Genomic DNA, 26249 nt, shown 5'->3' on the forward strand with positions numbered 1-26249 from the left:
GGTGAAATTATGAAACGTTTATTAACTGCTTTACTACTTTGCTCTGCTGCTGGTGGTCTTGCGAACGCACAAAGTGCGCAAAAATATGACACGCTATCGAATGAATTAGAAATAATGTCTGGGGTACTCAAAACGTCCTTACGACAAAATGCCGCGACTGATTCTTGGAGAGTGAGTCAAATTGAAACCAGCTATCTTGCTGGGCAGGGGGCGGTATTTACTTTTTCAGTAAGAGGCCAAAGCGGTAACTGGGTAAGAGAGATAGAAACGCTGGTAGAAGGATTAGTTGCCACCGTACCACCTGCACCGCCTGCACCATCAGTTCCGTCTGCAAATTCGTTTAGTGATGTAGATGACATTGTGTTTGAAGCAGCCAGAGAGTGGGAAGCTTACGCAGAAGAAACCAGCCATCGTTTTTCTCAGGCGTTTGCTGACAACAATAGTCGCTTACGCGACTTGCGCAACATGCAGCGTGAACTTGCCTGGGAAGCAAGAGAAGTAGAGCGTGAACTGCGAGATATTACCTTTGAATTGCGTCACGCTGACGAGGCGCGAAAAAAAGAATTACTCGCGCAAAAAGAGCAGTCTGGAGAGCAGCTTAAGCAATTAGAAGCGAAAGAAAAAAGCATGAAGGATGAGCTTAAAGCAATTGAAAAAGAGCAGACTAAACAAATGGAGGCGCGTAAAGCGCAGCAGCAGCAAGCTTACAAAACGTTTCTGGCCGGTTTTGAGTCGGGAATGAGCGAGACCTTATGCAGATTTGGGTCAGGCTTACGCGGTCTGCCGGAAAATGAACATATCAGCATGGTGCTGAAAGATTTTGAGATGGACGAGAGTCGCGAGCGCAAAGACCGAATTTATGTATTTACTCGTGCTGATATAGTGCGCTGTGTTCAAGAAAAAATAGACGCGAATAAACTTCTCACCAACGCTAATATTTATCAGTTTTAAATAAATAAGCTCGGCGCACTTATGAACGCTTTGCTTTGTTAAAACAGCACGCGCGCCTTCGTTAATGAACGTTGATAACGAAGGCGCGCTTTTTATTGGCCTACATTTTAGGTGCAATATGCCCTAATTCTGCTGCCCATGTGAGTTCAGATCTCTTAAGGTTATTTGCCGCACTAGCGCCAAAGCTGTGCAGCGCATTGTAAGCGCTATTAGATGGAACACGGCAATAGTGGCAAAGTGCATAGAATAAAAGGCTACAGCGATGCTGTGAGCCATCGCAGTGTAAGTATATCTTCGCTCCTTCGGTCAACATTTGAGATAGTTCATGAAGGTATTGATGAAGATGCGTATCCTCAGTAGGCGATTCTGACGATGGATGTACAAAGGGAACCCATAGCCACTCTAGCCCAGCTGCAACAGAATTTTCGCGTATAACTGGCGCATGTTCTTCACTGGTCTGAACCGTTGCAATATGGGTAACACCCAGTGACTTAAGGCGTTCAAAGTCACTTTCAACGGGCTTTTTACCCAAGCATATTTGTCCTGCGTGTAGTGAAAACCACGCAATACCTGGTGTCAACGTAGTGCTGTTTTCCTTTTTCTCGGCGTCTTGCTTGTTTGTTAGCATAAGTTTTTACATGGTTTTGGCATAGCAGCTTAATTTGGGCCTTTTATTAAACGACAAAATAATAAATTGAAAAGTAGTGGCAGCTACATCCGCCAATCACGAACATGTGCCAAATTGCATGGGTGTACTTTACCTTTTTTGCCACGTAAAAGCACACGCCTACACTGAAACACAGCCCGCCTGCTACCAATAACCATAGGCCAGCACCGGGAAGGGCGACATAAAGAGGGTAGATAAGACCCAGTGCAATCCATCCCATCAGCAAATAAGTCATCACGGATACCTTTGGGAAACGGTGCTGCGCGACGAGCTTAAACGCCACGCCGCCAATTGCCAAGCTCCAGATAATCGCGGTCATAGTAATACCCAACACGCCACCAATCGAAACCAGTAGCAATGGTGTGTAAGTACCTGCTATCAATAAGTATATTGCACTGTGGTCAAATAGCTTAAGCCATCCCTTTGCCTTTTGATGGGAAATGGCGTGATAAAGGGTTGAGCTTAAAAACACTAGAATGAGTGTAGAGCCATAAATAGCTGCAGTAGTTAACGCGAGCGTATCTTCCGCTCGATACAACATAAATACTAAACCCACGATAGCAGCAATAAAGCCAACCCCATGACTAATACTGTTCAGCCACTCTTCCAGTACAGAGTAGGCTTTTGCAGGAATGCTTTTTGATTGCGGCACAGCCTGTGTCTGAATCTGTTCTTGGATCATCACAGCTCCTGTTTTTTTATTATCTAAGGATAATGGGTAGTAAATGCCCTTAAAGCCTCTTGTCGCACTTTCTCGATAAGACATGCGAGCATTTCAGCGACTAGCGCTTTCAATTGAAGCGCGCAGTTCAGCAATTTCCCTACTACGTCCATTAGGACAATTATAGCGCACACATGTTCGCTCAATGCGAAAATAATAACAGAAAACGTCAAAAATCTGATGACAATCAGATTACAAAAAGAGGTTAAAATACCAATACGCATAGATAATTGCCCACTCACAAGGCGCTGGCAAGTTTCCTAGCAAAGCGTGGGAATGTAGGGCTGAGTGGTGATTATCTATCCGGACTGGTTTAAATCTGCATTCTCGAAACAGCCGCCTAATTTGTCCAGTAGGACTTTTAACGTACGGCTTTCATCTGCAGTCATGCCATTAAGCTTACAGAGCATTTGCGCAGGCACGTCTTCTGCTATGGCTTTCTTCTTCTTGCCCGTTTCAGTGAGTTGAACGCGCTTAACGCGTTTGTCGGCTTTATCTTTAGTGACAACTAAAAAGCCTTTGTCTTGTAGCTTTTTGAGAATCAGCGACATAGCACCACCGTCTATGGCCGTTCTGTCTAAAAGCTCGGCAATAGTAATGTCGTCATCTTCCCAAAGCGCCATTAACGTCACATATTGAGGATAGGTGATATCCAGCGCTTTAAGAAGGGGGCGGTAAGCACGAGTGAATGCATTCGACAGCGTATAAAAACGGTGGCAAAGCTGATTTTCCAACTTCAATAATTCTGACATGACGCTTAACCCTTATCGATACGGCTTTTTCTTAATAATAATATTTTGCATACAAATCACTTGATCTACAAGTTGGTTTGGTGATAATTTACTTTGCATGCAAAGTAGTTGTTTAAATAAACCTATGAGGAGAGTAACTATGCATAAACTTCAACAAGTCGTTTATACCGGAAGTGCAACAGCAACGGGTGGTCGTGAAGGAACAGCGAAATCAAGTGATGGTAAGCTAGACCTTAAACTCTCTACACCTAAAGAATTGGGCGGTGCAGGTGGAGAAGGGACGAACCCTGAACAAATGTTCGCAGCGGGCTATTCGGCGTGCTTTATCGGTGCACTTAAGCATGTGGCTGCATCGCAAAAAATTAAGCTGGCCGATGACATTAGTGTAACTGGCAACGTTGCAATTGGACCTATTGAACAAGGCTTTGCTATTGCAGTAAAACTGACGGTAGATTTGGGCGATATGGACAAAGCACAAGCGCAAGGCTTGGTAGAAACTGCGCATCAAGTATGCCCATACTCAAATGCGACCCGCGGTAACATTGAAGTAGATATTAGCCTTGCTTAATTAAACGGCAAACGAGTCAGCGGTTTACGCAGATAGTTAATGCCCTCGTCAGATAGCTACGCCTTCGTCAGATGGCGTAGCTATCCTGCACTTATTCACGTTAACCCTTACTGCTTTTCGAAATATAGCGCAGTTACAACGCAGCTCTTCGAATTAGAGTCGCCAGTCATATAACAGATTGATACACTGAGGTCGTATCAATCATCCTTTAGGAAGTTATATGAAAAAATACGGATTACTGGCTACATTCGTATGCGCGCCTGTTTTGTTCGCATGCAGCGACAACAGCAATGTAGACGCAGCCAAGACAGACAAAGATCAAGCCGTCAGCGTAGGCTCGACTTCAGACACTGAAGCACAAAATGTTGCAGTAGCAAGCCAAGCTGACGCGGCTATTGCCTCTGGGGTAGATTATCATTCCTTCGCGAACCCTAATGAGATTCGGGTTACCCATCTCAGCCTAAACCTAACTGCAAACTTTGAGACCAAGCAGCTTGTTGGCGACGTAACGCTTGATGTAAAGCGTGAAAAGCCCGACAACAACACATTGGTGTTAGATACGCGAGCATTAGACATTCAGAGTGTTACCGTAGACGGTGAAAGTGTTCCTTTTGAAATGGGAGAGGTTGACCCTGATTTAGGTACACCTCTTACGATTACGTTACCTAGTTCCGCAAACGCAGTAACGGTTGCGTATTCAACTTCACCTGATGCGTCTGGCGTACAATGGTTAACGCCAGCGCAAACTGCAGGTAAAAAGCACCCGTTTCTGTTTACCCAAGCGCAAGCGGTTCACGCGCGAAGCTTCATTCCGCTTCAAGACTCACCGCAAGTACGCGTAACGTATGACGCGACCATTAAGACACCTGAAGCGCTGTTGGCGGTGATGAGTGCGTCAAACGATCCTACCACCGAGCGCGATGGTGAATATGAGTTCACCATGCCACAGCCTATCCCTTCGTATCTTATCGCGTTGGCTATAGGTGATTTAGAATTTAAAGCCATGGGTGAGCGTACCGGTGTGTATGCTGAGCCTGCGCTACTTGAAAGTGCAGCGAAAGAATTTGAAGACACTGAGGCGATGTTAGAAGTAACTGAAGAAACCTATGGACCTTACCAGTGGGACCGTTACGATCTATTAATTCTACCGCCGTCATTCCCGTTTGGCGGTATGGAAAACCCTCGTTTGTCGTTTATCACCCCAACGGTCATTGCTGGTGATAAAAGCTTGGTTTCATTAATTGCTCATGAACTGGCGCACAGCTGGTCTGGTAACACGGTAACAAACGCTACATGGCGTGATCTGTGGTTAAACGAGGGCTTCACAACCTACTTAACTTACCGAATTATGGAAATGATCTACGGTCACGATCGTTTTAAAAAAGAAGCGGTGCTCGGTTATCAAGACCTGGAGAATGATGTTGCTGCATTAGAGGAAAATGATGAGATCCTGGCTATTGACCTTCGTGGTCGCAATCCGGACGATGTTTTCTCAAATATTCCCTATGAAAAAGGCGCACTGTTCTTACGTGAAATTGAACAAAAGATCGGCCGAGAAAACTTTGATGCTTTCTTAATGCAGTACTTTAAAGACTTTGCTTTTAAGAGCATTACTACCGACACCTTTATTGCTTATTTAGATGATACCTTGTTAAAGCAGTATCCAGATAAGCTAGACGCGGAGCGCATTCAAACGTGGATTTTTGAACCAGGCATTCCCGAGGGGGCGCCACAGCCAGAATCTGATGCGTTCACTAAAATCGATGACACACGAAGCGCTTGGCTTTCTGGCGACGTGAAAGCGGCGGATATTGAAACCGCGCAGTGGACTGTACACGAGTGGCTATATTTTCTAAACAACATGCCTGAATCGCTAAGCAACGCACAGCTGGCTGAGCTAGATTCAGCGTTTTCACTCACCTCGACTAAAAACAACGAAATTGCTCATAGCTGGTTGATGATCGCAGTAGAGAATAACTATCAGCCTGCCTATGATCGTTTGTATAGCTACTTGGTGTCGATAGGGCGCAATAAGCTTGTTAAGCCCCTTTATCGTGAGCTATCAAAAACACCTGAAGGCAAGGCGTTTGCTAAACGCGCATTTGAAGAAGCGAAACCGGGCTATCACCCACTTACTGTGAAAGCTAATGAAGGCTATGTGAACTAAGACTTTATTAGACTCATGCGAACCGGTCTTGATAAGAAGACCTTCGTTTTTGTGATAACGACAGTAAAGGTCTACGTTTGTAGATTACCGTTACTTGGCTAAAAAATAAAAGCAGCTCAATTGAGCTGCTTTTTTTGTGTCTGTCACTGGTATAGAAAACGCGAGAGGAAAAATAATAAAAATTTGAACAATTGTTCAAATAAACGATCTGAAAGTTGGGTACAACGTATAGAATTTTACTTTGATGTGTATCTGTACAAAGCAGCTTATCGCGATCTCGCTTGTACTTTGAAGGATTAAACCGACTTTAAGGAGTTTTTATGTATACGCAAAAAATGCATCCAGCAACGACATTTCCCGATGTCTCAGCAACCCTATCGACAGGGGAAACGGTGTCGCTTACCAATAAAGAAGAGGGATGTGATTGGAAAATGGTGGTTGTTTATCGCGGTAAACACTGCCCAATATGTACTAAATTCCTGAACAAATTAGAAGATTATAAAGGTCGTCTACGCGAGCTCAATATTGATTTGGTGGCTGTAAGTGGTGACAGCAAAGCACAGCTCGATGAGCATCTAGACGACCTGTCGATTACGTTCCCTATCGCTTACGGTCTCTCGCAAGAAGATATGGAAAAACTTGGGCTATACATCTCCAAGCCGCGCTCAGATAAAGAAACCGACCACAATTTTGCTGAACCTGCGCTATTTGTAGTGAATGAAAAAAACGACATTCATATTGCTGAAATAGCAAACGCGCCGTTTGTGCGCCCTGACTTAGAGCAACTCGTATCAGGCTTGGAGTTTATACGTAACCCAGATAACAACTACCCCATTCGAGGCACCTTTAAAGGATAAGGTCAACAGGCCCTAGTTATGTGAGATTAAAAGGTAAGGCTCTGGTGGTTTTCAGAGCCTTTTTTATTTACATATAGAAACCATCAAAAGCTAGCCCTAATTTTATCACTTGCTTATTGTTTTCTAGGACTTACTCGTTTTCAAATGACACTGAAAAAGCAATGGGGGCCATCTGTTTTCTAAAGTCTTCCAGTGCATCTAAAGGTAGCTCAACATTTATTACCACGCTGCTTCCATAGTTACAGTTCGCAATTTTACCTTGAGCTTGCTCTACCAAGTGACGTACAAACTGCTCATGTTTGAAATCGATGTCTACGCTAAGCGGTTCCAGCTTTATCTCTTGTCTTACCTCAAGAGCATCTATGGCTTGCTGTGCTGCAGCCGAGTAAGCCCTTACCAATCCACCCGCACCTAATTTAATTCCGCCAAAATACCGCGTGACAATAATCATAATGTCGCCGATATCTTTGTGCTGGAGTACATTTAATATGGGTTTACCGGCAGTGCCGCTAGGCTCGCCGTCATCAGCCATCGCCGCGCTACTTGGCGAGTTAGGGTTGCCAAAAACATAAGCCCAACAATGGTGTCTGGCGTCGGGATACCGTTGTTTCACACTATCTAAAAGCGCCATTGCACTTTCACGAGAATTTGCAAAGCCGGCACAAGCAATGAATTTGCTTTTCTTAATTTCGTACAGGGTTTCAACCTGTTTAGCTGGAACGGGATAAGTCATCAGCGCATTGTAAGCTAAGACAATTTTTTATTTAAGCCAAATAAGGTAAGCAGTGTGTTTTATCGCTTAATAAAACGAAATTTTAGACGACGATAGGCTCAGATAGAACGCAGTGGTCAAAAATACTACTATTTGGCGAATTATCTTGAAAGGTCGTATTCCGTTTACCGTTCTAGCGGGGGCTTATTTCTTAATTTGAAGTTAAGTTTATGAATTTAAATAGTTTTATAAAGTTGGCGCAGTGATTGTAATAGTGAATATGAGTGTGGCCAAGGCGTAACGCCACAACAACGTAACTTCGTCCCAATAAGGAAATCATGCTATGAAATCACGTATTACTGCTATCGCTATTGTTGCTCTTACTACTGTGTTCACCGGAAGTGCTTTAGCTTCTGTAGAATTTAAGCCTACCGACGATTCGGTCACCTCTAACCTTTGCGTTGCTGCCGCTACCGGGAACAAGTGGAAGCTACATGAACAAATTAAAGAATCTGCGCTAGATAAAAAGTACGTAGCACAGGACATGACGTGTAACGGACTATCGGTCGCTGCGTTTGTTGATCAATATGGCAAGAACGGGGAAAGCATCAAGAAGTACCTGAATATTCAACAGCAGCAGATTGCTAGCGTGGTGCACGCAAAATAACCCCCCCACAATTAAACGGTGCTAGGCTTGTACGTATGCGTACGCGAAAAATCGGCTGTGTGAAAAAGCGGGTTTAAAAAAAAGGGCTGTTGATGATACAACAGCCCTTTTTACTAATTTAACATGACTGCTAGCGTAGAATACCTGATACAGTTTCAGATACATTCAATGCGCCTTTTTGAATTTCATCAATAATGCTTTGCACTTGCGCAATCTGTTGACTATTTTGGTCAACACTGTCTTTAACGCCTGCCATTTTCTTCGTGGATTTGTCAGCAAGCTTTCTGTTCTCTGCCACTACACTTTCAATTTCCACAGTCGAATCGCTGGTACGTTGCGCTAGCTGCCTCACTTCATCTGCTACTACAGCAAATCCTCTACCTTGATCGCCTGCACGTGCAGCTTCAATAGCGGCATTTAGTGCTAAAAGGTTGGTTTGCTCAGCAATGCCACTAATCGTTGTCACAATGGTTTCAATTTTTAGCGATTGCTCACTCAGTTCGTGCATAAGTTGATTGGTTTGCTCAACTTCTAACATGGCTGTATTGAAAATCTCAACGCTTCGTTGAAGTGACGAGGCTCCTTCATGGGCAATTTGAGACGTCTCTTCTGCCGTTGATACTGCGAGTTCCGCCGCCTGTGCGATTGCATTCTTTTCGTTAATTGCATCGGTAATGTTAGATGCAAATTTAATAACTTTTACTACTCGGCCCGAAGCGTCAAACACGGGGTTGTACGTTGCTTCCAACCACAATGCGTTACCGTGCGCATCTACGCGCTCAAACTGGCCTGAAGAGAAATTACCGCGGGCAAGGTTATCCCAAAAATTAGGATTTTCTTGATAAAACTTATCGCGACAGAACATGCGATGGTGTTTACCTTGAATGTCGGCCAAACTGTATTTCACTGTTGCAGTAAAATTCTCATTTGCCGTGATAATTGTTCCATCAGGATGAAACTCAATCACCGCCATCGACTTGTTTAGTGCGTCAGTCACTGCTTTACCAGCAAAATAGGCGTTTTCATGTTCAGTGATATCGTGGTAAATGGCATGAATTTCTGTCACGCCATGCTTATTCACCGCTACGTAGCTTGCCTTAAGCCACTTCGTTTCACCTAACGCCGATTTTCTTGCAACCGTGTCGCTAAAGCTGCCGCCATTGACCAAGTGCTGCCAAAACGGTTTGTACTGTGACTCAGGTTCAACCCCTTCAACGCGCATTGCCGCATGGGAAAATGACGTTGCGGTTGAATTTGGGTAATCCAAAATGGAAAGTAATACGGGAGAGGCAAATGTGCACTGTCCATCAGTACTATAGATGGCATAGGCCATTGTGTTTTTGAACGCATCCAGCGTACCAAGCAAGCCTTGGCTCTCGTCCCTAAGAGCCGAAATGTCATTATTGTATCGAGAACTTGATACGAACATAACGTCTCCGAAAATTACAAGTATAATTAAGAATTAGTGTAGTCTATGTTAACTATATTTAACATTTATGTCGTTTAGACATTAGGCGAAGCCTATGTCTAAGGCATTATCAATTAGGCTTAATTTATTTATAAGTGGTTGTTTTCATTGTTACAGTACGGTAACTATTTTTATCTAACAAGAAACATTCGAACTAATAAGACCACTCGATGCCATTAGAACGCTTTATCCCATTTCGCAAACATGATGTTAGTAGATTGTGTGAAAACGTAATTGTGCAAGAGAGGACTCTTTTTCGTACGTTCTCAACGTTGCTCGTTAATCGCATACACTATCAATATCATGAGCAACTTGAAGGTCTGAAAGATAGCTATAACAATTTTGACCCAAACAAAGACACCCGCGATCTTACACCTTTAAGTGAAGCTACGAGAAAGCAAAGCCAAAAGGCGTTTTCGAGTGCGTTTGCCAATCTATTAAACGCAGCCAATTTTGAAAAAGTCACAAACGAAGATTTAGAAGCAGCATTAAACGAAGAGTCGCTGTTTAAAGTGCGCCTTGCGGTTAGCTTCGAAGACTTTGAAGATGTGGTGTTTTATCGACGGGGCGAGTCGGTAAAAACTGAAACTCTGCGTACTTTTTTCGGGTTGCGAAAAAAGCAGGTGTCATTTACCAACTACTACAAAGTGGCTGTTTATATCACTTTTAAAGATGAAGCCTACTTCAAAGAGAAAGGGCAAACGCCAGTTACCTTTAAACCTGGTTCCACCATAGTAAAGCTTTTCCAAAACGTACCTAAAGCAGACTTGGAGATGCTGTTTCCCAATAGCGAAGTCAAAATGCGTCCGCTAGATAAGTTGATCATTAGTGCATCGGCGGCAATAGGTGGCACCGTGGTGCTAGTGACCAAGTTAGGCGCATCGCTACTTCTCATGGCATCTTTTCTGGCCTTTTGGCTTGGCTTTAAAGACGATGAAGTGGAATTGACTAAGCAAAGCCTAATAACTTTTTGCATTGGCATGGGTGTATTCGGCAGCTTTATCTTTAAGGAATGGACAAAGTTTAAAAACAGAAAAATCAGGTTTATGAAAGCCTTGTCTGACAATCTCTATTTTAAAAATTTAGACAATAATGCAGGCGTGTTTCATACGTTAATTGATGCAGCAGAGGAAGAGGACTGCAAAGAAGCTTTGTTGGCTTATACATTTTTGCTGAAATGTAGTGAAGTGTCTGTAGAAGGTGGTGCTGCATTCTGCGCGGTGCGTGCAGAGCGCGAGATTGCCGCTGGTGGAATGACATTAGCAACGCTCGATAGTGTAATAGAAAGTTACTTTTCAGAAGAGCTTGATTGTGCGCTCGATTTCGACGTTACTGACGCTATTAATAAGCTGGTGGACATGGAACTAGTCGAACAATACGGCGATATTTTTGTGGCGCGGGCGCTTAACGATGCTGTGAAGATACTTGATGACTACTGGGATAATATTTATCAGCCTGTTTGATTGACCCTTTAACTTCGATAATAGTACGCCAAGGAATGAAAAGCCTAAGCGAAGCTTTCAAGTCTTATTGCTACTAACTACGCACGTGAATTGCGGCAGGTAAGCGCTGACAGTTTGAGTACTTATCCACTAAAATAACCTTCGTGTTGTGCTTGTTTAACTGTGTCTAAAAAGGCTTTTATTCTTAGCGATTGATGGGGGCGCTGTGGGTGCACAACAAACAGCTGACTGGTGCTTTTTATTGGAGGCTCACTCGGTGTCGACCCCTGCTTAATTTCTTCAAAAAGTGCGACCAGTTCACCCGCCTTACTATGCTTTTTCGCCACATAGCTTGGCAGTCTTGCAATGCCGCGGCCTTCCAGCACATGCTGAATGAGCGCCAGATTATCATTAAGTTTTAACCAGCCTTTAACCGCTGTGCGCTTACCGTTTATGAGCCAGTTATCTTGGTCGGGGCCGCAAAAGCACTGGTGCGCATCTAAATCGCTCAACACTTTGGGTGTGCCGGCTTGCTTAAGGTATTGCGGTGCTGCAACTATGGTGTGGCTATAAGTAAATAATGGCTTGGCCACCATATCTTGCGGCGGGTTGTTAGTAGAGCGAAACGCCAAGTCGAAATGACCTCGGTTTAAGTCGTGCCTTTGATAGCTGGTATCTAAATGGAACGAAACATCAGGATGCTGCTGCGAGAAGGAAAAACACAGTTCGCTTAACAAGTAGTGCGCAAACATATTCGGCGCCGTAATGGCGATTATTCCTTCCAGCTGCGTTTGCTCACGTACTAAATTTTGCTCTAGCTCTACCACGCTGCGATTAATCTTCTGTGTATCGGCGTACACTTGTTTACCTTCGTTGGTAAGACTTACTTGGCGTGTTGAGCGCTGCAGCAACTTTACGCCTAACGCAAGTTCAAGCTCCCTTATTTGCTCCGACAGGTAGCCCCTCGATATCTGCATTTTCTCTGCCGCAGCACCAAAGCTTAAGGTTTCTGCTACCGCACTAAACAGCATCAATCGCTCGACTTTTTTATGTGGTTTCATTGGCTTGTTACTTTTTACACGAGATTAAATCGGAGATAAATATTCACAACATGCTCGAAAAACTGCGTCTTGAGCAACGTCACATCGAAAATGTAGAGTTAGTGATTATATATGGAATACAGCTATTCGCTATAAAGAATAATGATTTCGCTATTGTGCGCTGAAAGGTGGTAACTGCAAGCGTAAACTTGAGCTATCCGAAAGGCCTTTATTAATTCTTTTTTGCGAGCGATGTATATGAAAAACCTTCCTCTAAATCAGTACATTTCACACGCCAGTCAGCTGGTTTATGGCTGTATGGCTATTGGTGGAGAGTGGGACTTTAACCCATTAACCAAAGATCAAACCCAGCATGCGTTTGCGGCGGTCGATGCTGCGCTAGAAGCCGGTATTACCGTGTTCGATCATGCTGATATATACCGAATGGGTAAAGCAGAACAAGCATTTGGTGAAGTGTTAAAAGCACGCCCTAACTTACGGGAAGAGATAGTGCTTCAGTCTAAATGTGGGATTCGTTTTGAAGATGAACACGGGCCCAAACGTTACGATTTTTCGAAAGACTGGATTGTCAGTTCTGTTGAAAACACGCTTTCGCGATTAAATACGGAATATCTCGACCTGCTTTTGCTGCACCGCCCAGACCCATTGATGGAAGAAGAGGAGGTTGCCGCTGCATTTGATGCCTTGTTTGATAGCGGTAAGGTTAAGCACTTTGGCGTGTCGAATATGAGCGGCGTACAAATGCAGCATCTTAATCACTATATTAATCAGCCGCTTATTGCGAATCAGGTTGAGATGAGTCTTACTAACTTAGGCTTTGTGGATGAAGGTATTTATGTCGGTAACCCAGATGGGCAGCATGTGAACTTTACAGCGGGCACACTTCAATACGCAAAGCAAAACAACATTCAAATGCAGTCGTGGGGGCCAGCAAGCCAGGGTAAATATACCGGAGCACCCGCTGCGCTAACTGCGCAAGAAGAAGCGACTAAAAAACTCGTTGCGACCTTAGCGCAAAAATATGGTGTAGCGACCGACGCAATCGTGTTGGCTTGGTTAATGCGCCACCCCAGCAACATTCAGCCAATTGTTGGTTCAGCAAACCCCAAGCGTATTAAAGCAAGTGCAGAAGCCGTTACCGTGACGCTTACTCGGGAAGACTGGTACGCATTGTACGTAAGTGCAAAAGGGGTGGAGTTACCATGATGGGTTCTATTTCTTTAACGCAAGCTCAATCAATGATTACAGATAGCATTCATTGGGCGCAAGAAAACAATCAACACATTGCCGTTGCTGTTGTAGACAGCGTGGGTGAACTTATCGCGTTCTCTCGTATGGATGAAACTAGCCCGCAAACCTGTCTACTAGCGCAGAACAAGGCTTATACGGCAGCCAGAGACAGGCAAAAAACCAGTCAGCTTGCTGCGTGGGCAAAAGAAACGAGCAAAACCATTAACTTTTGGACCGACCCTCGCATCACAGGTATGGCGGGTGGTGTACCTGTAAAAGATAAGGCAGGCAAAGTAGTGGGGGCAATAGGAATTAGCGGTATGGCCGAGTTTGATGACGAAGCGCTAGCTCAAAATATCATTGCTCAGTTTTAACCTACTAAGGAACAGGTTAATGATTCAAAAAACATCTAAAATGACAATGGCCTTTATCGCAATATTGCTTGCGTTAACTGCTTGCAGCCCATCTCTTAACAATAGAGACCCTAACAGCGGTGTGACGAACAGTGGCGAGAGCAACAATGCGGCACAGCCACAAAGTAGTTACCTAAAGCGCGACGTGCGCGAAGACGTCTTCTATTTCGTTATGCCAGACAGATTTAACAATGGCGATGTAAGTAACGACAGCGGGGCACCAAAAGGATCGATCTCTCACGGAGGTCTCGACACAACGTCTAAATGGGCGTTTCATGGTGGAGACATGGTGGGCATCGAACAAAAACTGGATTACCTGAAATCTATGGGGATCACCGCTATCTGGATGACACCTATTTTGCGTAATAAAGCGGTGCAGAAAGGCGGATTTGCCCACCATGGATATTGGATAGTCGACTTCACCGAAATTGACCCTCACTTTGGCAGTAACGCCGATTTAAAGCGCTTGATTGACACTGCGCATAAAAAAGATATTAAAGTATTTTTCGATATCATTACTAACCATACGGCAGACGTGATTAAGTATGAAGAGTGCCACAACGCCGACGGTTCGTTTAAAAGTGGACTAGACCAGTGCACGTATCGCAGCTTGCAGGAAGTGAAAGAGCAAGGGACTTACCGTGCTTTTGTTCCAGAAGAAGAGCAGGGTGAGAAATTTCCAGAATGGCTAAACGACCCGCGCTTTTACCACAATCAAGGTGATACAACTTTTGAAGGTGAAAATAGTTTATATGGCGATTTTAATGGGTTAGATGATATCAATACTGAAGACCCTGAAGTGGTTAAAGGGATGATTGATATTTACACCAAGCTTATCAGTGAATTTAAACCTGACGGCTTTAGAATTGATACGGTAAGGCACGTCCAGTTGCCATTTTGGCAAGCATTCTCACCGGCAATTATGGCGCACGCTAAAGCTGAGGGAATTGAGAACTTTCATGTATTTGGTGAAGTGTATGACCCAAACCCTGAAGCGCTAAGTTCATTCACTACCGAGGGTAAACTTCCTGCCGTGCTTGATTTTGGATTTCAAAGTGCGGTGGGAGGCGTGTTCTTTGAAGACAAGCCAGTGTCGACCATTGAAACGCTGATAGCACAAGATCACCTTTACAATGACGAAGACAGCAACGTTAATCAACTGCTTACTTTTTTAGGCAATCACGATATGGGTCGCCCGGGCTTCTTCTTAAATAAGCATTTACCCAATGCGTCTAACGAAGAAAAGCTGCAGCGCAGTATGCTGGCACATGCCATGATGTTTTTCTCTCGCGGCGTACCCGTCGTTTACTATGGCGATGAGCAAGGCTTTACCGGCGATGGTAACGATGTGGATGCCAGAGAAGATATGATGCCATCTAAGGTAGCTAGCTATAACGACAATACGTTGTTAGGTACTGAGCAAACCACCAAAAATGACAACTTCAACCCTGAGCACCCGCTGTACAAATCTATTGCAGAGTACGCTGCCATTCGCAAGCAGCAGCCGTTACTTCAATATGGAGTGCAAGAAAATAAGTTCTTTGATGATAAAAAGCAGGTGTTTGCCTTCGCCCGCGTAGCGAATGACACAATGCCAAACGGGGGCGTGGCGCAACAAAATGACGAAGCACTTTTAGTTGTGTTTAACGTGTCAGCTGAGCAGCAAACGGTAACGGTTTCTCAGCAGTATGAAAGCTACTTAGTTGTTTCAGGAGCCGCTAAAATTTCCGCTTCTGACAACGGTGAAACACAGATTACTCTGCCAGCTTTTAGCTTTGGGTTGTTTTCATCAAAATAATATCCTGAGCACCAGACGTTTATTAAAGCGTGTGGTGCCTCTTTTTTTACCTGCTCCCTGTGAACATGCATCACAGACAAACCATTGTCATAAAACCACAAAATCTCTATAGTTGCTGTACGGTGCGTTGATCAACATCGACACTCCATAGCAGCAGCGCCATTGCGCCGAATGCGTTTCTCTATCTCCAATGCAACAAGCCTGGTTCACTTCTACATGAAAATATTGCATACATCTGACTGGCACTTAGGTCAGAGTTTTTTTACGAAAAGTCGCAAAAACGAACACGCCGCTTTCCTTAAATGGCTTCTTCAACAAGTAGAAGTGCATCAAATAGATGCGATTATTGTCGCGGGTGATGTGTTTGATACGGGCACGCCGCCTAGCTACGCCAGAGAGCTCTACCATGCGTTTATCGGTGAACTTCAGGGGATGCAGTGTACATTGGTGGTGCTGGGGGGAAATCACGATTCAGTATCGGTATTGAACGAAAGTAAGGCGCTACTGAAATACTTAAATAGCCACGTAATTGCCAGTACATACGGCGAATTGAGTGAACAAGTCATTACGCTTAACGATCGCAAGGGGCAGCCCAGTGCAGTACTGTGTGCCGTACCCTTTATTCGCCCACGTGATGTGCTTGTCAGTGAGGCAGGGCAAAGCGGCACTGACAAGCGTCAAGCGCTTGGCGATGCGATAAAGCAGCATTATGGGGCGCTTTATAATGAAGCCTTGTCACTGCGCGCTTCAATTGAAGAAAAACAAGGAGAGGAGGGCAGTAAAAATAGCGCTGCCATTCCTATTATTGCTACAGGGCACTTAACCGCTTTAGGCGTGAGTCAGTCAGAAAGTGTACGCGATATCTACATCGGCACCCTTGAAGGCTTTGACGCCAAAGGGTTTCCGCCCGCCGATTACATTGCACTTGGGCATATTCACAGGCCACAAAAAGTGGCTAAGACAGAACACATTCGCTACTCAGGCTCGCCCATACCGCTAAGTTTTGATGAACTAAACACACAAAAGCAAGTGGTGTTGGTTACGTTTGAAATAGAAAGCACAACGCCAACTATCTCAACGCTTCCGGTACCGCGCTTTCAGGCCATGGAAGTAATAAAAGGCGACTTAAAAGCGATTGAGGCGGCCATTAATAAGAGCGATGCCATCACGTTAGCTTCTCAAACAGATGATGCCGTTAGCGAAGTGGATAAAGCCCTTAGCGAGGTTAATAAACCCCTTAGCGAGGTTAATAAAGCCCTTAGCGAAATGAATAAAACCGTTAGCGCAACGGATAACGCCATTAGCTCTAAAGACCCAGTGTGGTTATGCATTGAAGTTGAAACAGAAGACTATCTGACTGATCTACAGCAGCGTATTCAGGGCTTGTTAGAAGGGAAAAACGCTGAGATTTTACAGTTGAAACGCAAGCGTAAGCGCATGGTAAATAGCCTAACAGAAAAGCAAAACGTTCAGCTTAGTGAACTATCGGTAAACGATGTATTTGAAGCGCGTTTGGCATTGGAGAGCATAGAAGATAATACAACAAGTGAGTCGGCACCAACTGAGTCGGCACAAGCAACCCTGCTAGATGACGACCAAAGCACCCGAGCAATGGAACAAGCCGGTTCAGAGAAAAGCGCTTCACGCTTAAACCGGATAAGGCAGCTGTTCAATGAAGCAGTAGAGCAAGTGCACACCAATGATGAAGATGCTGAAGTACCAGTAGAGACCTCATTGGCAAACACAACAGAAAATAAAGGCGAGTAATACAATGAGAATACTGACCTTACGCCTTAAAAATCTAAACGCCTTAAAAGGGGAGTGGAAGATAGATTTCACCCAGTCGCCGTTTATCGACAATGGCCTATTTGCCATAACTGGCCCAACAGGGGCAGGTAAAACCACCCTACTTGATGCCATTTGTTTAGCGCTTTATCACCAAACCCCTCGCTTGGGGCCAATTTCAACGTCTAACAACGACATCATGACCCGCGGCACGGCGGAGTGTTTGGCGGAGGTTGAGTTTGATATTAAAGGCAAAGCATATCGTGCGTTTTGGAGTATGCGTCGGGCCAGAGGGAAAGTTGACGGTAATCTGCAAAGTGCCGAAGTTGAGCTAGCCGAAGTTGAAAGCGGTAAGGTATTGGCTACCCAAGTGCGGCCTAAAAGTGAAGAGATTGAAAAGCTGACTGGCCTTAATTTTGCCCGCTTCACCAAGTCTATGATGTTGTCGCAAGGGGATTTTGCTGCGTTTTTAAATGCTAACGAGGCCGACCGAGCCGAACTGCTTGAAGAGTTAACTGGCACCGAAATTTACGGGCAGATATCACAGGCAGTACATCAGCAATTTAGTGACGCTAAACAAAAGAAAAAAGAGTTTGCGATAAAGCTAGATGGCGTAACCTTACTTAGCTACGAACAAATCACCCAGCTTGAAGAAGAGCAAGCACAAACCAAGAGCCAAGTTGCAACGTCTAACCAAACACTTGTTCAGTTACAAAAGCAACAGCAGTGGCAACAAGCGTTTAACGCCAATGAGCTAACCATAAAAGAAGCCAGTGAAGCGCAGCAGACCGCGAATAACGCCATCAATGAGGCGAGACAAGAACTTGATCTTTTAACCCAAAGTGAGCCAGCTGAAAAGCTTCGCCTGCCATTTTTGCAAAAAAACGGGCTTCAGCAAGACGTAACCCGTTATAAAGAAAGGCTTGACGGGAAAGCAGCCCAGTTGCCCGACTTAAAAACGCAAAAGGCACAGCTCAGTTTGGAAGTGATGAACGCTGAACAAGCGTTAGTTCTTACAAAGCAACAAAGCAGTGAGCTTGAAAAGCGCATAAATGAGCAGGTAGTTCCGCTAGATAACCAAATAGCGCAGCTCACTACCGAACAGCAAAAAGCAAACGAAAACGCGGCACGTTTAAGGCAGTCAATAAACGCGTTAACGCTAAAGCGCACAGAAATCGAAAACGCTTCGGCAGATAACAAGACCAAGCTTGGTGAACTGGAAACCTACTTACGTGAACATCAATCACTTAGCGGCATAGCGGAATTTATAAGTGGCTGGAGTGAAACGGCGCGCCATATTGAACATGATAAAAAGCAGTTAGAAACACTGACACAAAGCGTAAATAATCATCGTCAGGCGCTTTCATCCCTAGATGACGCTATCGCAAAAACAAATGAGTCGTTAAGCGCGTTAACGCAGACCTTCGATGACAAAAACGCGCAAGTAGCCAAGTGCGAAAAGGCACTTCAGGCCGCGCTATCTGACAAACCAAGTGATACTAATAGTGCTAATGCAACCAGTAAAGCAAGTCTTCAGCAAGAGCGTGATACCAAGCTTCATCATTGGGATAACGTATTACAGATAGGGCATATTCAACAGCAATATTTGGCACTAGAACAAGAGAAAGTATCGCTGGGTGCGCAAAAGGAAGACTTAGCGAAGAAACTAGCTCAGCAGCAATCTGACCGCCAAGCCTTGGTTGATGCTTACAAGCAAACTCGTAGTAATTTAAAAGACATAGAGGCGCTTATCGCCTTGGATGCTGAAGTGGCGCACCTGCGCGCACGGTTAAAAAGTGGCGAGCCATGCCCTGTTTGTGGGGCTAACGAACACACCACGTCTAGCGTGGTTATTGATGTACCTGAAACTATTCAAAAGCGAGATAGCTTAAAGCAGCAGTTAGATGATATTGAGCTGCAAGGGGCGCGGGCAAAAGAAAGTGTTACACAAACTGAATTCACTCTTGCTCAGGTTAATAAGCAGCTAGAACAGGCAAGCGGGCAACGAGATACGCTGCTAGAAAAGTGGCAGCAGATTTCAAGCGTACTTAGCGCTGATATACCGAGCTTTGAAAAGGTCGACATTAATACATCGCAAAGCGTCTCTCAATTTACCCAGCAGTTTAAAACTCGCCTTGATGATATTAGTGCTCAATTAAAGCGTTTAGAAGAGTGCGAGCAAGCTCTAAATGCTGCACTGCAGGCTAAAAATGAAGCGCAACAGGCATTACAAGGCAAGCAGTCAGAACTTGCAGTTTCTCTGCAGCAGCGCGAAACCTTTGAAAAGCAATTTAACGAACGCAATGTAGAGCTAGAGAACAAAACACAAGGGATTAATAATAGTATTTTAGCGCTTAGCGAAACTATGACAGCGCACGGTGCTGATATTCACAACTTGGCTATTGATGGAATTGCCACGTGGTTAAATGAAAAAGCCGAAGCGCTTAAAACCTATAAACACAATCATCAGCTACACGCCAAACTTAAAGATGAGTTGCAAGGGGTAAGTAGCGCCTTGCTTGTGGTTAATCGTGATATCGAGAGCGCTGAGGATCAGCTTAAGGGCGTATGCGAAGAGCTTGTGCAGCTAGATAATAGTTTAAAGGCGCTGCGAGACTCGCGCACAACCGTATTCCCTGAAGGCAATATTGCTGAAACAAGGAATAAGGCAAGCGCTGCCCAAGAAATGGCTGAGCGAAACGTGAGTGAATGCAAATCTCGCCTGCAACAAACGGACACTATTTTGTCTCGTTTAGAAGCAGAAATTGCCCAGCTTAATGAGCAAATGCGCGAAAAAGAGCAAGTACTTGCAGAGGCAACAGAGCACTTTAACCGTCAGTTGGCGAGCAGCCCATTTGCCGATGAGCAAGCGTTTAGCAATGCCCTTTTAGACGAAGATACCCGCAACACCTTGCTTGAACTGCAAAAGCGATTAACTCAGCAAAAACAACAAGCGGACTTAAAGCTAGAAAACGCGATAGCTACCCAACAATCGCTAAAAGCCCATGCTAACGCAGCACAGTGGCAGAGCGAGTTAGAAGAGCACGGTGCACAGTGGCTCGATACGAAAATTACCCAGCAAGCTCAGCATCGTGACACGCTGTTATCTTCTTTAGGGCAAATTGAACAGCAGCTAAGCGCTAACAATCAAGCCCGTGAAAAGCAGCAGCAGCTTGTGGATGAGATGGCCGCGTTTGAGGCCTACTACGATGATATTACTTACCTGCACTCGTTAATTGGTTCGGCCAGCGGCGACAAATTCAGACGCTTTGCCCAAGGGCTTACCCTGGACAACTTAGTGCAGCTTGCTAATCAGCAGCTTGATAAATTACACGGTCGCTATCAGCTAATGCGAAAAGAAAACGAAGGATTAGGTTTAAGTGTACTAGACACCTGGCAAGGTGACGTAGTGCGAGACACCAAAACCCTGTCTGGCGGAGAAAGTTTCTTAGTGAGCCTTGCACTGGCATTAGCTTTATCTGACTTGGTCAGTCACAAGACCAGTATTGATTCGCTGTTTTTGGATGAAGGCTTTGGCACCCTTGATGCTGAAACTTTGGATGTGGCCCTTGATGCACTAGACAACTTAAATGCCAGCGGAAAAATGATTGGTGTAATAAGCCATATTGAAGCCATGAAAGAGCGTATTCCTACTCAGCTTAAAGTGATTAAACGCAACGGTGTGGGATTGAGTGCACTAGAAAAACCTTATACGGTGGGGTGAACTCACCGCTTAGGAATTAGTAGCTAAAACGTTTGCTTACAAGTATGTGCTTGGTAAATGCTCGCAAGATCATGGTTTTATGATACTTTATCGTTATTAAAAGTAGATATGGACATCATATTTAGTGAAACGATTTGCGATATTCCCTCTTTTTGCCTCTTTCTGTTCGTTTGGTAGTACCTTTCAGTGTGAAAGTGAGTTTGCATGGCTAAAAAGCACGTTTGAAAACAACGATGCCGGTTTTCAATATACCGTAGAGAATAAAGGGCTGGACCTTTATTCCGCCCACAATAGTGCGATTTTGGCGCGAGTACAAAGCGCGAAAAGCGAAGCGCAATGTCACACAGTGCTTAGCGACTGGCTTACATTTTTTCGCAAGGGGCACATTGGTCTTGCGCTAAACACGAATGGCTCAGAGGAAGCGGTACGCGAATCGGTAGTGCATGATTTCGACTTATCGGCATTTAAACAACATTTGAAAAGCCAACGTGACGAAACTCTTGAGGGGATTTGGCAATTCTCAAGCTATACGGTTGCCTTAAAAAAAGAGGGCAATGTCCATAAAGCTTATATCGTTGAAAGTACCAACCCTTCATGGAAGGCGGGACAAGTAAAGTTCATCCTTAACGACCCTGCAGACAGCAATACTGCAAAAGTGACGTTTTTTATGGGCGATCACTCCGCCCGACAAATCGATACCATTACGTACTTGGGTAACAATGAAGTGGTGTTAGGCAATAGCTTTATTGTTATGTCGCGTGAGGAACCGCGACAAGAATCATCCCCTGAAATAACACGCTATGTTCGCCTACTTAGTACAAAAGCTCCGCTATTCGAGAAAGTTTCAGAGAACACTGTGTTAGTTCGCATACCGGCTTTCGATCATGCCTTCAAAAAAGACATCGACGCGGTTATCGCTAAGCACCTGGATACGATTTTAAACACTGAAAACCTCATTATCGACATCCGAGGAAACGGTGGTGGTAGTGACGTAAGCTATGCGTCTTTACTCCCTATTTTATATACCAACCCTATTCGCACTGTAGGCATGGAATATTTATCTACTGAGCTTAACAACTCTAGAATGCTTGGCTTTTTGCAAAACCCTCATTTTAGTGAAGAAGAAAAGCAATGGGCAAAAGACGGGTATGACATTCTTAATCAACATATCGGCAGCTACATCAATATTGATGAAGACGTAACGGTGGAGACATTCGATAAAATTGAACCCTTGCCGAAGAGTATTGGCGTACTTGTTGATTCAAGTAATGGCAGCACCGCTGAGCAGTTCTTACTGGCGGCTAAACAAAGCAAAAAAGTAAAGTTGTTTGGGCAAACTACCGCAGGTGTACTCGATATTTCTAACATGTACCAAACTGATTCGCCGAGCGGTACTTTTACTTTGTATTACAGCCTGACTAAAAGTTTACGCATTCCGCATATGGCCATTGATGGGGTAGGCATTCAGCCAGACTATTATATTGATGGAGAACTTCCTCTTTACCAGTGGACGTCTTATACGCAAAAGATACTTGAAGGCATGTAAACCCTTATAAACGGCAAGCATACGGTTATTTGCGAGTAACTAAGACCAAACAGGTTCATTTGTGTAACGTTATCCTTTATGGTGCGTCGTCAAAATAATAATGGACCAACATTTATGGATTCAACGTCACGCCCCAGCCTGTTTCAGCGCTACATGAATGGCAGTTTGGTACTGCAAATTATCATTGGTATCGTATGCGGTATTGCGATAGCGAGTTTTTCACCTTCAGCTGCTCAATCAGCAGGGCTATTGGGTAACTTATTTGTAAAAGCCTTAAAAGCAATAGCTCCTTTATTGGTTTTTGTTTTGGTCATGGCATCCATTGCCAACCATAAGCAAAACGAGCAAACCTTTATCAAACCCGTGCTTGTGCTTTATTTGATGGGCACACTACTGGCCGCGCTCACCGCCGTGTTGGCAAGCTTTGCTTTTCCTACAAGCTTAAGCTTAGTGACTTCAGAAGTTAGCCAAGCTGCGCCGAAAGGTGTGTTGGAAGTCCTTACTACTTTGCTTTATAACATGGTAGATAATCCGGTAAATGCATTAGTAAATGGAAATTACATTGGTATTCTCACGTGGGCTGTAGGCCTAGGTTTAGGTCTACGTCATGCTAGCGAGGCAACGAAAGCGCTACTTCAAAATATGGCAGATAGCGTAACAACCGTGGTGGGTTTTGTTATTAAACTTGCGCCCTTCGGTATTTTCGGCTTGGTAGCTAATACCATTGCTACAACGGGCTTTGAAGCATTGCTTGGCTACTCTCATTTACTAACGGTACTGATTGGCGCGATGCTATTTATCGCACTTGTGACCAATCCCTTGTTAGTATTTCTGGCAACCAAAAAGAACCCTTATCCTTTGGTGTTCAAATGCCTGAAAGAAAGCGGTATTACGGCGTTTTTCACCCGTAGTTCGGCGGCGAATATTCCGGTAAACATGGCGCTGTGTAAACGCTTAAAGCTTGATGAAGACACCTATTCGGTATCTATTCCGTTAGGCGCCACGATTAATATGGCTGGGGCTGCAATCACAATAACCGTGTTGACGCTAGCTGCGGTTAATACCTTGGGAATTGCTGTAGATTTCCCTACTGCTGTATTGTTAAGCGTTATCGCTGCGGTATCAGCATGTGGAAGTTCAGGTGTTGCAGGTGGTTCGCTACTGCTTATTCCGCTTGCCTGTAGCCTGTTTAATATACCCAATGAAGTGGCTATGCAGGTGGTTGCGGTGGGCTTTATTGTTGGCGTACTGCAAGACTCTGCTGAAACAGCATTAAATAGCTCTACCGATGTCTTGTTTACCGCCGCTGCGTGTGAAAGGGCAGGCGGCCAGTAAACATAAAAGCGTCAAACGTTAAAGCGTTAACTCGTTAAATGTGCGAGCTTATTGCATCTACTGCTTCAAAAATTAGCCGTGCAGCCAGCTTTGCTGTGCGGCTATCAATATCATAATTGGGGTTCATTTCCGCAATGTCACACAGTCTCCATTGATACCCATAAGTATTTTGGTGCTGTGCTAAAAAGTGCAGTGTGTTAATAACAAGTGTGGGGGAAATCCCCAACGCACTGGGCGCGCTAACGCCAGGTGCTTGTGCTGCTGGAAATGCATCTAAACATACAGTGACGTAAAGCTCATCGATGTCTTTTAGCATCGGAGATAGTAGCTCATCTATTCGCTGCATACACAGTGATTCATCATTTAACGCCACATCGGTTAAATAGCGCGTGTTGGACGTATTGGCAAAGTTAAACAGCGCTGGTGTATTGGCCGCTTTCGATACGCCCAAACAAGCATAATGAAACGGTGAATCGTGTAACTGGCAGTGATCATACACTTGCCTGAACGGCGTACCTGAACTGGTGTTTGGTGAAGGCTTTCTTAAATCAAAATGGGCGTCGAAATTAATAATTCCAATGCGGGCGCTTTCGGGCTTAGCATTGAAAACCCCTTGATAGCTACCCCATGCAATTTCATGTCCCCCTCCCAGACCGATGACCAAACCATCATTTTGCTTGAGCGCATAGCAAATGGCGTCAGCATATTGGGTTTGTGCCTGGGCTAAGTTCTCTTTAGCGGTAACATTCCCTAAATCAGCCAATGCTGCGCTTGGCCAGTGCCAGGGTAAGTTTGCCAGTGCCTGGCGAATAGCGTTTGGACCAGCCGCTGCACCTACGCGGCCTTTGTTAAATGCCACACCTAAATCACTTTCAAAACCAACAAGGGTAACGGCGTTGGCTAATGAATTATCTTCGCCGACTTCAAGTTCGTTAACTTTTTGATGCCAACGTAGGCCCTCAATGCCGTCTTCACTGTCTATTCTGCCTTGCCACTTAAACATGTTTACCTTCCTTAAACACCGCAATGGGGCGGTGGCCATTAATACAATAGGCAAGCTCTGCCGGCGTTTCGATATCCCAAAGTGTTAAGTCAGCAAGCTTACCTGCTTCAATAACACCTCGGTCGTGCAGCCCAAGTGCGCTAGCCGCGTGTGCAGTGGCGCCGCGTAGCGCTTCTTCTGGCGTAAGTTGAAACAGCACACACCCCATATTTATCGCGGTAAGGATTGAGGCTAACGGCGAACTACCTGGATTAAAGTCAGTGGCTAATGCCATGGGCACATTGTGCGCCCTTAGGGCGTCTACCGGCGGCTTTTGAACTTCACTCAAGTAATAAAAAGCGCCTGGTAAAAGCACGGCAACGGTGCCACTTTGGGCAAGTAAGGGAATATCGCTGTCAGCTAAATATTCGATGTGGTCTACCGATAGTGCGCCGTACTTAGCTGCTAGCACTGCGCCTTTGCTGTCGCTAAGCTGTTCTACATGAGCTTTAATGGGTAAAGCGTGCTGCTGTGCACAGCTAAACACTCTTTCTGTTTGTGAAGTTGAAAAACCGATAGTTTCACAAAATACATCAACGGCGTCAGCCAAGTTTTGCGAAGCAATGTGAGGAAGTGCCTCGTTGCAAATGAAATCGATATATCCTTCTGAGTCGTCAGCAAATTCATTGGGCAGGGCGTGAGCGCCTAAATAGGTAGTTTTAATACTCACAGGAAGATGCTGCTCAAGGGATTTAGCCACGCGTAACATGCGCACTTCAGTGTCTAAATCCAGCCCGTAACCTGATTTGACTTCAATGGTGGTAACACCTTCTTCGCACAGTCGCTTTGCGCGTTTTATCGCAGTGTGAAGCAGGGTGTTTTCGTCAGAGCGTCGAGTTTTTTCAACCGTCCCTTTAATACCACCGCCGCGCTGCGCAATCTCTACATAACTTGCGCCTTGCAATCGCATTTCGAATTCTTCGGCGCGATTGCCGCCATACACTAGATGCGTATGACAATCGATGAAGCCAGGCAATAGCCACGGGTGTTTGGGCGTTGAACCTTCATTTTGGGGAATTAGGGTAGTGGCATCTATTACGCTTTTGGCCTGCTCAAACACGTCGTCTAATGAGTCATCGCAAGGAAGAAACGCAGCAATTTTGCCGTCTTTTATGGCAATGGCGTGTGGCGGTAATTCGCCATAGGGCAACTTGTTGTCTTGCATAGACGCAATGCGAACATTGTAAATAAGTGTGTCGTACTGATAACCCATAACGTGCTCCACTCTAAGCCACCTCTTGTCTGGTTTTTTCGTCTAACTAGTCGTCTAGTTCTTTGTCTGGTTTTGTCCAGAATCTTTACTGAAACGCAGTGTAAATTTTGAGTTCAGTGTACTTGTGCAT

The 26249-nt window shown here is 44.8% G+C and carries 21 protein-coding genes; 13 read left to right on the forward strand and 8 right to left on the reverse strand.

What is annotated here, in order from left to right:
• Positions 1-9 precede the first annotated feature (9 nt).
• Positions 10-951 carry a hypothetical protein gene (locus AWH61_RS01385; protein WP_075176033.1) on the forward strand — a complete coding sequence of 314 codons (942 nt, stop codon included), beginning with the start codon at positions 10-12 and terminating at the stop codon, positions 949-951.
• Positions 952-1051: 100 nt separating this feature from the next.
• Here AWH61_RS01385 and AWH61_RS01390 read toward each other — a convergent pair whose 3' ends face one another.
• The 3 genes from AWH61_RS01390 to AWH61_RS01405 form a co-directional block, all read right to left on the reverse strand.
• The gene (locus AWH61_RS01390; protein ID WP_075176034.1) at positions 1052-1579 is read right to left on the reverse strand and encodes a protein-tyrosine phosphatase family protein; all 528 of its coding nucleotides are present in this window, start codon (positions 1577-1579) and stop codon (positions 1052-1054) included.
• 46 nt (positions 1580-1625) lie between these two features.
• On the reverse strand, positions 1626-2300 hold the full coding sequence (trhA, locus tag AWH61_RS01395) for a PAQR family membrane homeostasis protein TrhA (RefSeq protein ID WP_014948411.1): 675 nt from the start codon (positions 2298-2300) through the stop codon (positions 1626-1628).
• A gap of 338 nt (positions 2301-2638) precedes the next feature.
• Complete coding sequence (locus AWH61_RS01405) at positions 2639-3091, reverse strand: MarR family winged helix-turn-helix transcriptional regulator (RefSeq protein WP_075176036.1); 453 nt, start codon at positions 3089-3091, stop codon at positions 2639-2641.
• A 139-nt stretch (positions 3092-3230) separates the two neighbouring features.
• Here AWH61_RS01405 and AWH61_RS01410 point away from each other — a divergent pair, with 139 nt between their 5' ends.
• The 3 genes from AWH61_RS01410 (at position 3231) to AWH61_RS01420 (ending at position 6683) form a co-directional block, all read left to right on the forward strand.
• A complete protein-coding gene (locus tag AWH61_RS01410; RefSeq protein WP_014948414.1) occupies positions 3231-3659 on the forward strand; it encodes an organic hydroperoxide resistance protein in 429 nt (142 codons plus the stop codon).
• Between the two features lie 220 nt (positions 3660-3879).
• Positions 3880-5826, forward strand: coding sequence for a M1 family metallopeptidase (locus tag AWH61_RS01415; RefSeq protein ID WP_039224613.1), 1947 nt, complete (start codon positions 3880-3882; stop codon positions 5824-5826).
• 320 nt (positions 5827-6146) lie between these two features.
• Complete coding sequence (locus tag AWH61_RS01420; RefSeq protein ID WP_014975770.1) at positions 6147-6683, forward strand: redoxin domain-containing protein; 537 nt, start codon at positions 6147-6149, stop codon at positions 6681-6683.
• Positions 6684-6813: 130 nt separating this feature from the next.
• Here AWH61_RS01420 and AWH61_RS01425 read toward each other — a convergent pair whose 3' ends face one another.
• Positions 6814-7416, reverse strand: coding sequence for a YigZ family protein (locus AWH61_RS01425; RefSeq protein WP_075176037.1), 603 nt, complete (start codon positions 7414-7416; stop codon positions 6814-6816).
• A gap of 322 nt (positions 7417-7738) precedes the next feature.
• Between AWH61_RS01425 and AWH61_RS01430 the strand changes: the two genes are divergently transcribed.
• The gene (locus tag AWH61_RS01430; protein WP_014975772.1) at positions 7739-8062 is read left to right on the forward strand and encodes a DUF3718 domain-containing protein; all 324 of its coding nucleotides are present in this window, start codon (positions 7739-7741) and stop codon (positions 8060-8062) included.
• Between the two features lie 130 nt (positions 8063-8192).
• Here AWH61_RS01430 and AWH61_RS01435 read toward each other — a convergent pair whose 3' ends face one another.
• On the reverse strand, positions 8193-9491 hold the full coding sequence (locus AWH61_RS01435; protein WP_075176038.1) for a methyl-accepting chemotaxis protein: 1299 nt from the start codon (positions 9489-9491) through the stop codon (positions 8193-8195).
• A gap of 209 nt (positions 9492-9700) precedes the next feature.
• Here AWH61_RS01435 and AWH61_RS01440 point away from each other — a divergent pair, with 209 nt between their 5' ends.
• Positions 9701-10993 (forward strand): TMEM143 family protein, encoded by a 1293-nt coding sequence (locus tag AWH61_RS01440; protein WP_075176039.1) that lies wholly within the window; start codon positions 9701-9703, stop codon positions 10991-10993.
• A 122-nt stretch (positions 10994-11115) separates the two neighbouring features.
• On the opposite strand, the gene AWH61_RS01445 is transcribed toward AWH61_RS01440, so the two are convergent.
• Positions 11116-12033 carry a LysR family transcriptional regulator gene (locus AWH61_RS01445; protein WP_039224621.1) on the reverse strand — a complete coding sequence of 306 codons (918 nt, stop codon included), beginning with the start codon at positions 12031-12033 and terminating at the stop codon, positions 11116-11118.
• Positions 12034-12270: 237 nt separating this feature from the next.
• On the opposite strand from AWH61_RS01445, the gene AWH61_RS01450 reads away from it, so the two are divergent.
• The 7 genes from AWH61_RS01450 to sstT all read left to right on the forward strand — a co-directional run bounded on the left by AWH61_RS01450 (position 12271) and on the right by sstT (position 23864).
• The gene (locus AWH61_RS01450; protein WP_075176635.1) at positions 12271-13239 is read left to right on the forward strand and encodes an aldo/keto reductase; all 969 of its coding nucleotides are present in this window, start codon (positions 12271-12273) and stop codon (positions 13237-13239) included.
• Positions 13236-13637 carry a GlcG/HbpS family heme-binding protein gene (locus AWH61_RS01455; protein ID WP_230962216.1) on the forward strand — a complete coding sequence of 134 codons (402 nt, stop codon included), beginning with the start codon at positions 13236-13238 and terminating at the stop codon, positions 13635-13637. The genes AWH61_RS01450 and AWH61_RS01455 overlap by 4 nt, the downstream gene beginning before the upstream one ends.
• A gap of 19 nt (positions 13638-13656) precedes the next feature.
• Positions 13657-15474 carry an alpha-amylase family glycosyl hydrolase gene (locus AWH61_RS01460; protein ID WP_139308970.1) on the forward strand — a complete coding sequence of 606 codons (1818 nt, stop codon included), beginning with the start codon at positions 13657-13659 and terminating at the stop codon, positions 15472-15474.
• 216 nt (positions 15475-15690) lie between these two features.
• The gene (gene sbcD, locus AWH61_RS01465) at positions 15691-17241 is read left to right on the forward strand and encodes an exonuclease subunit SbcD (RefSeq protein ID WP_075176637.1); all 1551 of its coding nucleotides are present in this window, start codon (positions 15691-15693) and stop codon (positions 17239-17241) included.
• A gap of 4 nt (positions 17242-17245) precedes the next feature.
• A complete protein-coding gene (locus tag AWH61_RS01470; RefSeq protein WP_075176040.1) occupies positions 17246-20983 on the forward strand; it encodes an AAA family ATPase in 3738 nt (1245 codons plus the stop codon).
• Positions 20984-21107: 124 nt separating this feature from the next.
• Positions 21108-22529, forward strand: a complete 1422-nt coding sequence (locus AWH61_RS01475; protein WP_075176041.1) for a S41 family peptidase — start codon at positions 21108-21110, stop codon at positions 22527-22529.
• Positions 22530-22643: 114 nt separating this feature from the next.
• Entirely contained in the window at positions 22644-23864 is a 1221-nt protein-coding gene (gene sstT, locus AWH61_RS01480; RefSeq protein ID WP_075176042.1) for a serine/threonine transporter SstT, read from the forward strand.
• Positions 23865-23898: 34 nt separating this feature from the next.
• Here the strand turns inward: sstT and hutG are convergent, their stop codons facing one another.
• Together hutG and hutI are read right to left on the reverse strand one after the other, a co-directional pair.
• A complete protein-coding gene (gene hutG / locus AWH61_RS01485) occupies positions 23899-24867 on the reverse strand; it encodes a formimidoylglutamase (protein WP_075176043.1) in 969 nt (322 codons plus the stop codon).
• Positions 24860-26119: an imidazolonepropionase gene (hutI, locus tag AWH61_RS01490; RefSeq protein WP_075176638.1), complete on the reverse strand. Its 1260-nt coding sequence runs from the start codon at positions 26117-26119 to the stop codon at positions 24860-24862. The genes hutG and hutI overlap by 8 nt, the downstream gene beginning before the upstream one ends.
• Positions 26120-26249: the final 130 nt, after the last annotated feature.

Origin of the sequence: Alteromonas sp. W12, from assembly GCF_001924945.1 — a bacterium.
Classification (GTDB): Bacteria; Pseudomonadota; Gammaproteobacteria; order Enterobacterales; family Alteromonadaceae; genus Alteromonas; species Alteromonas macleodii.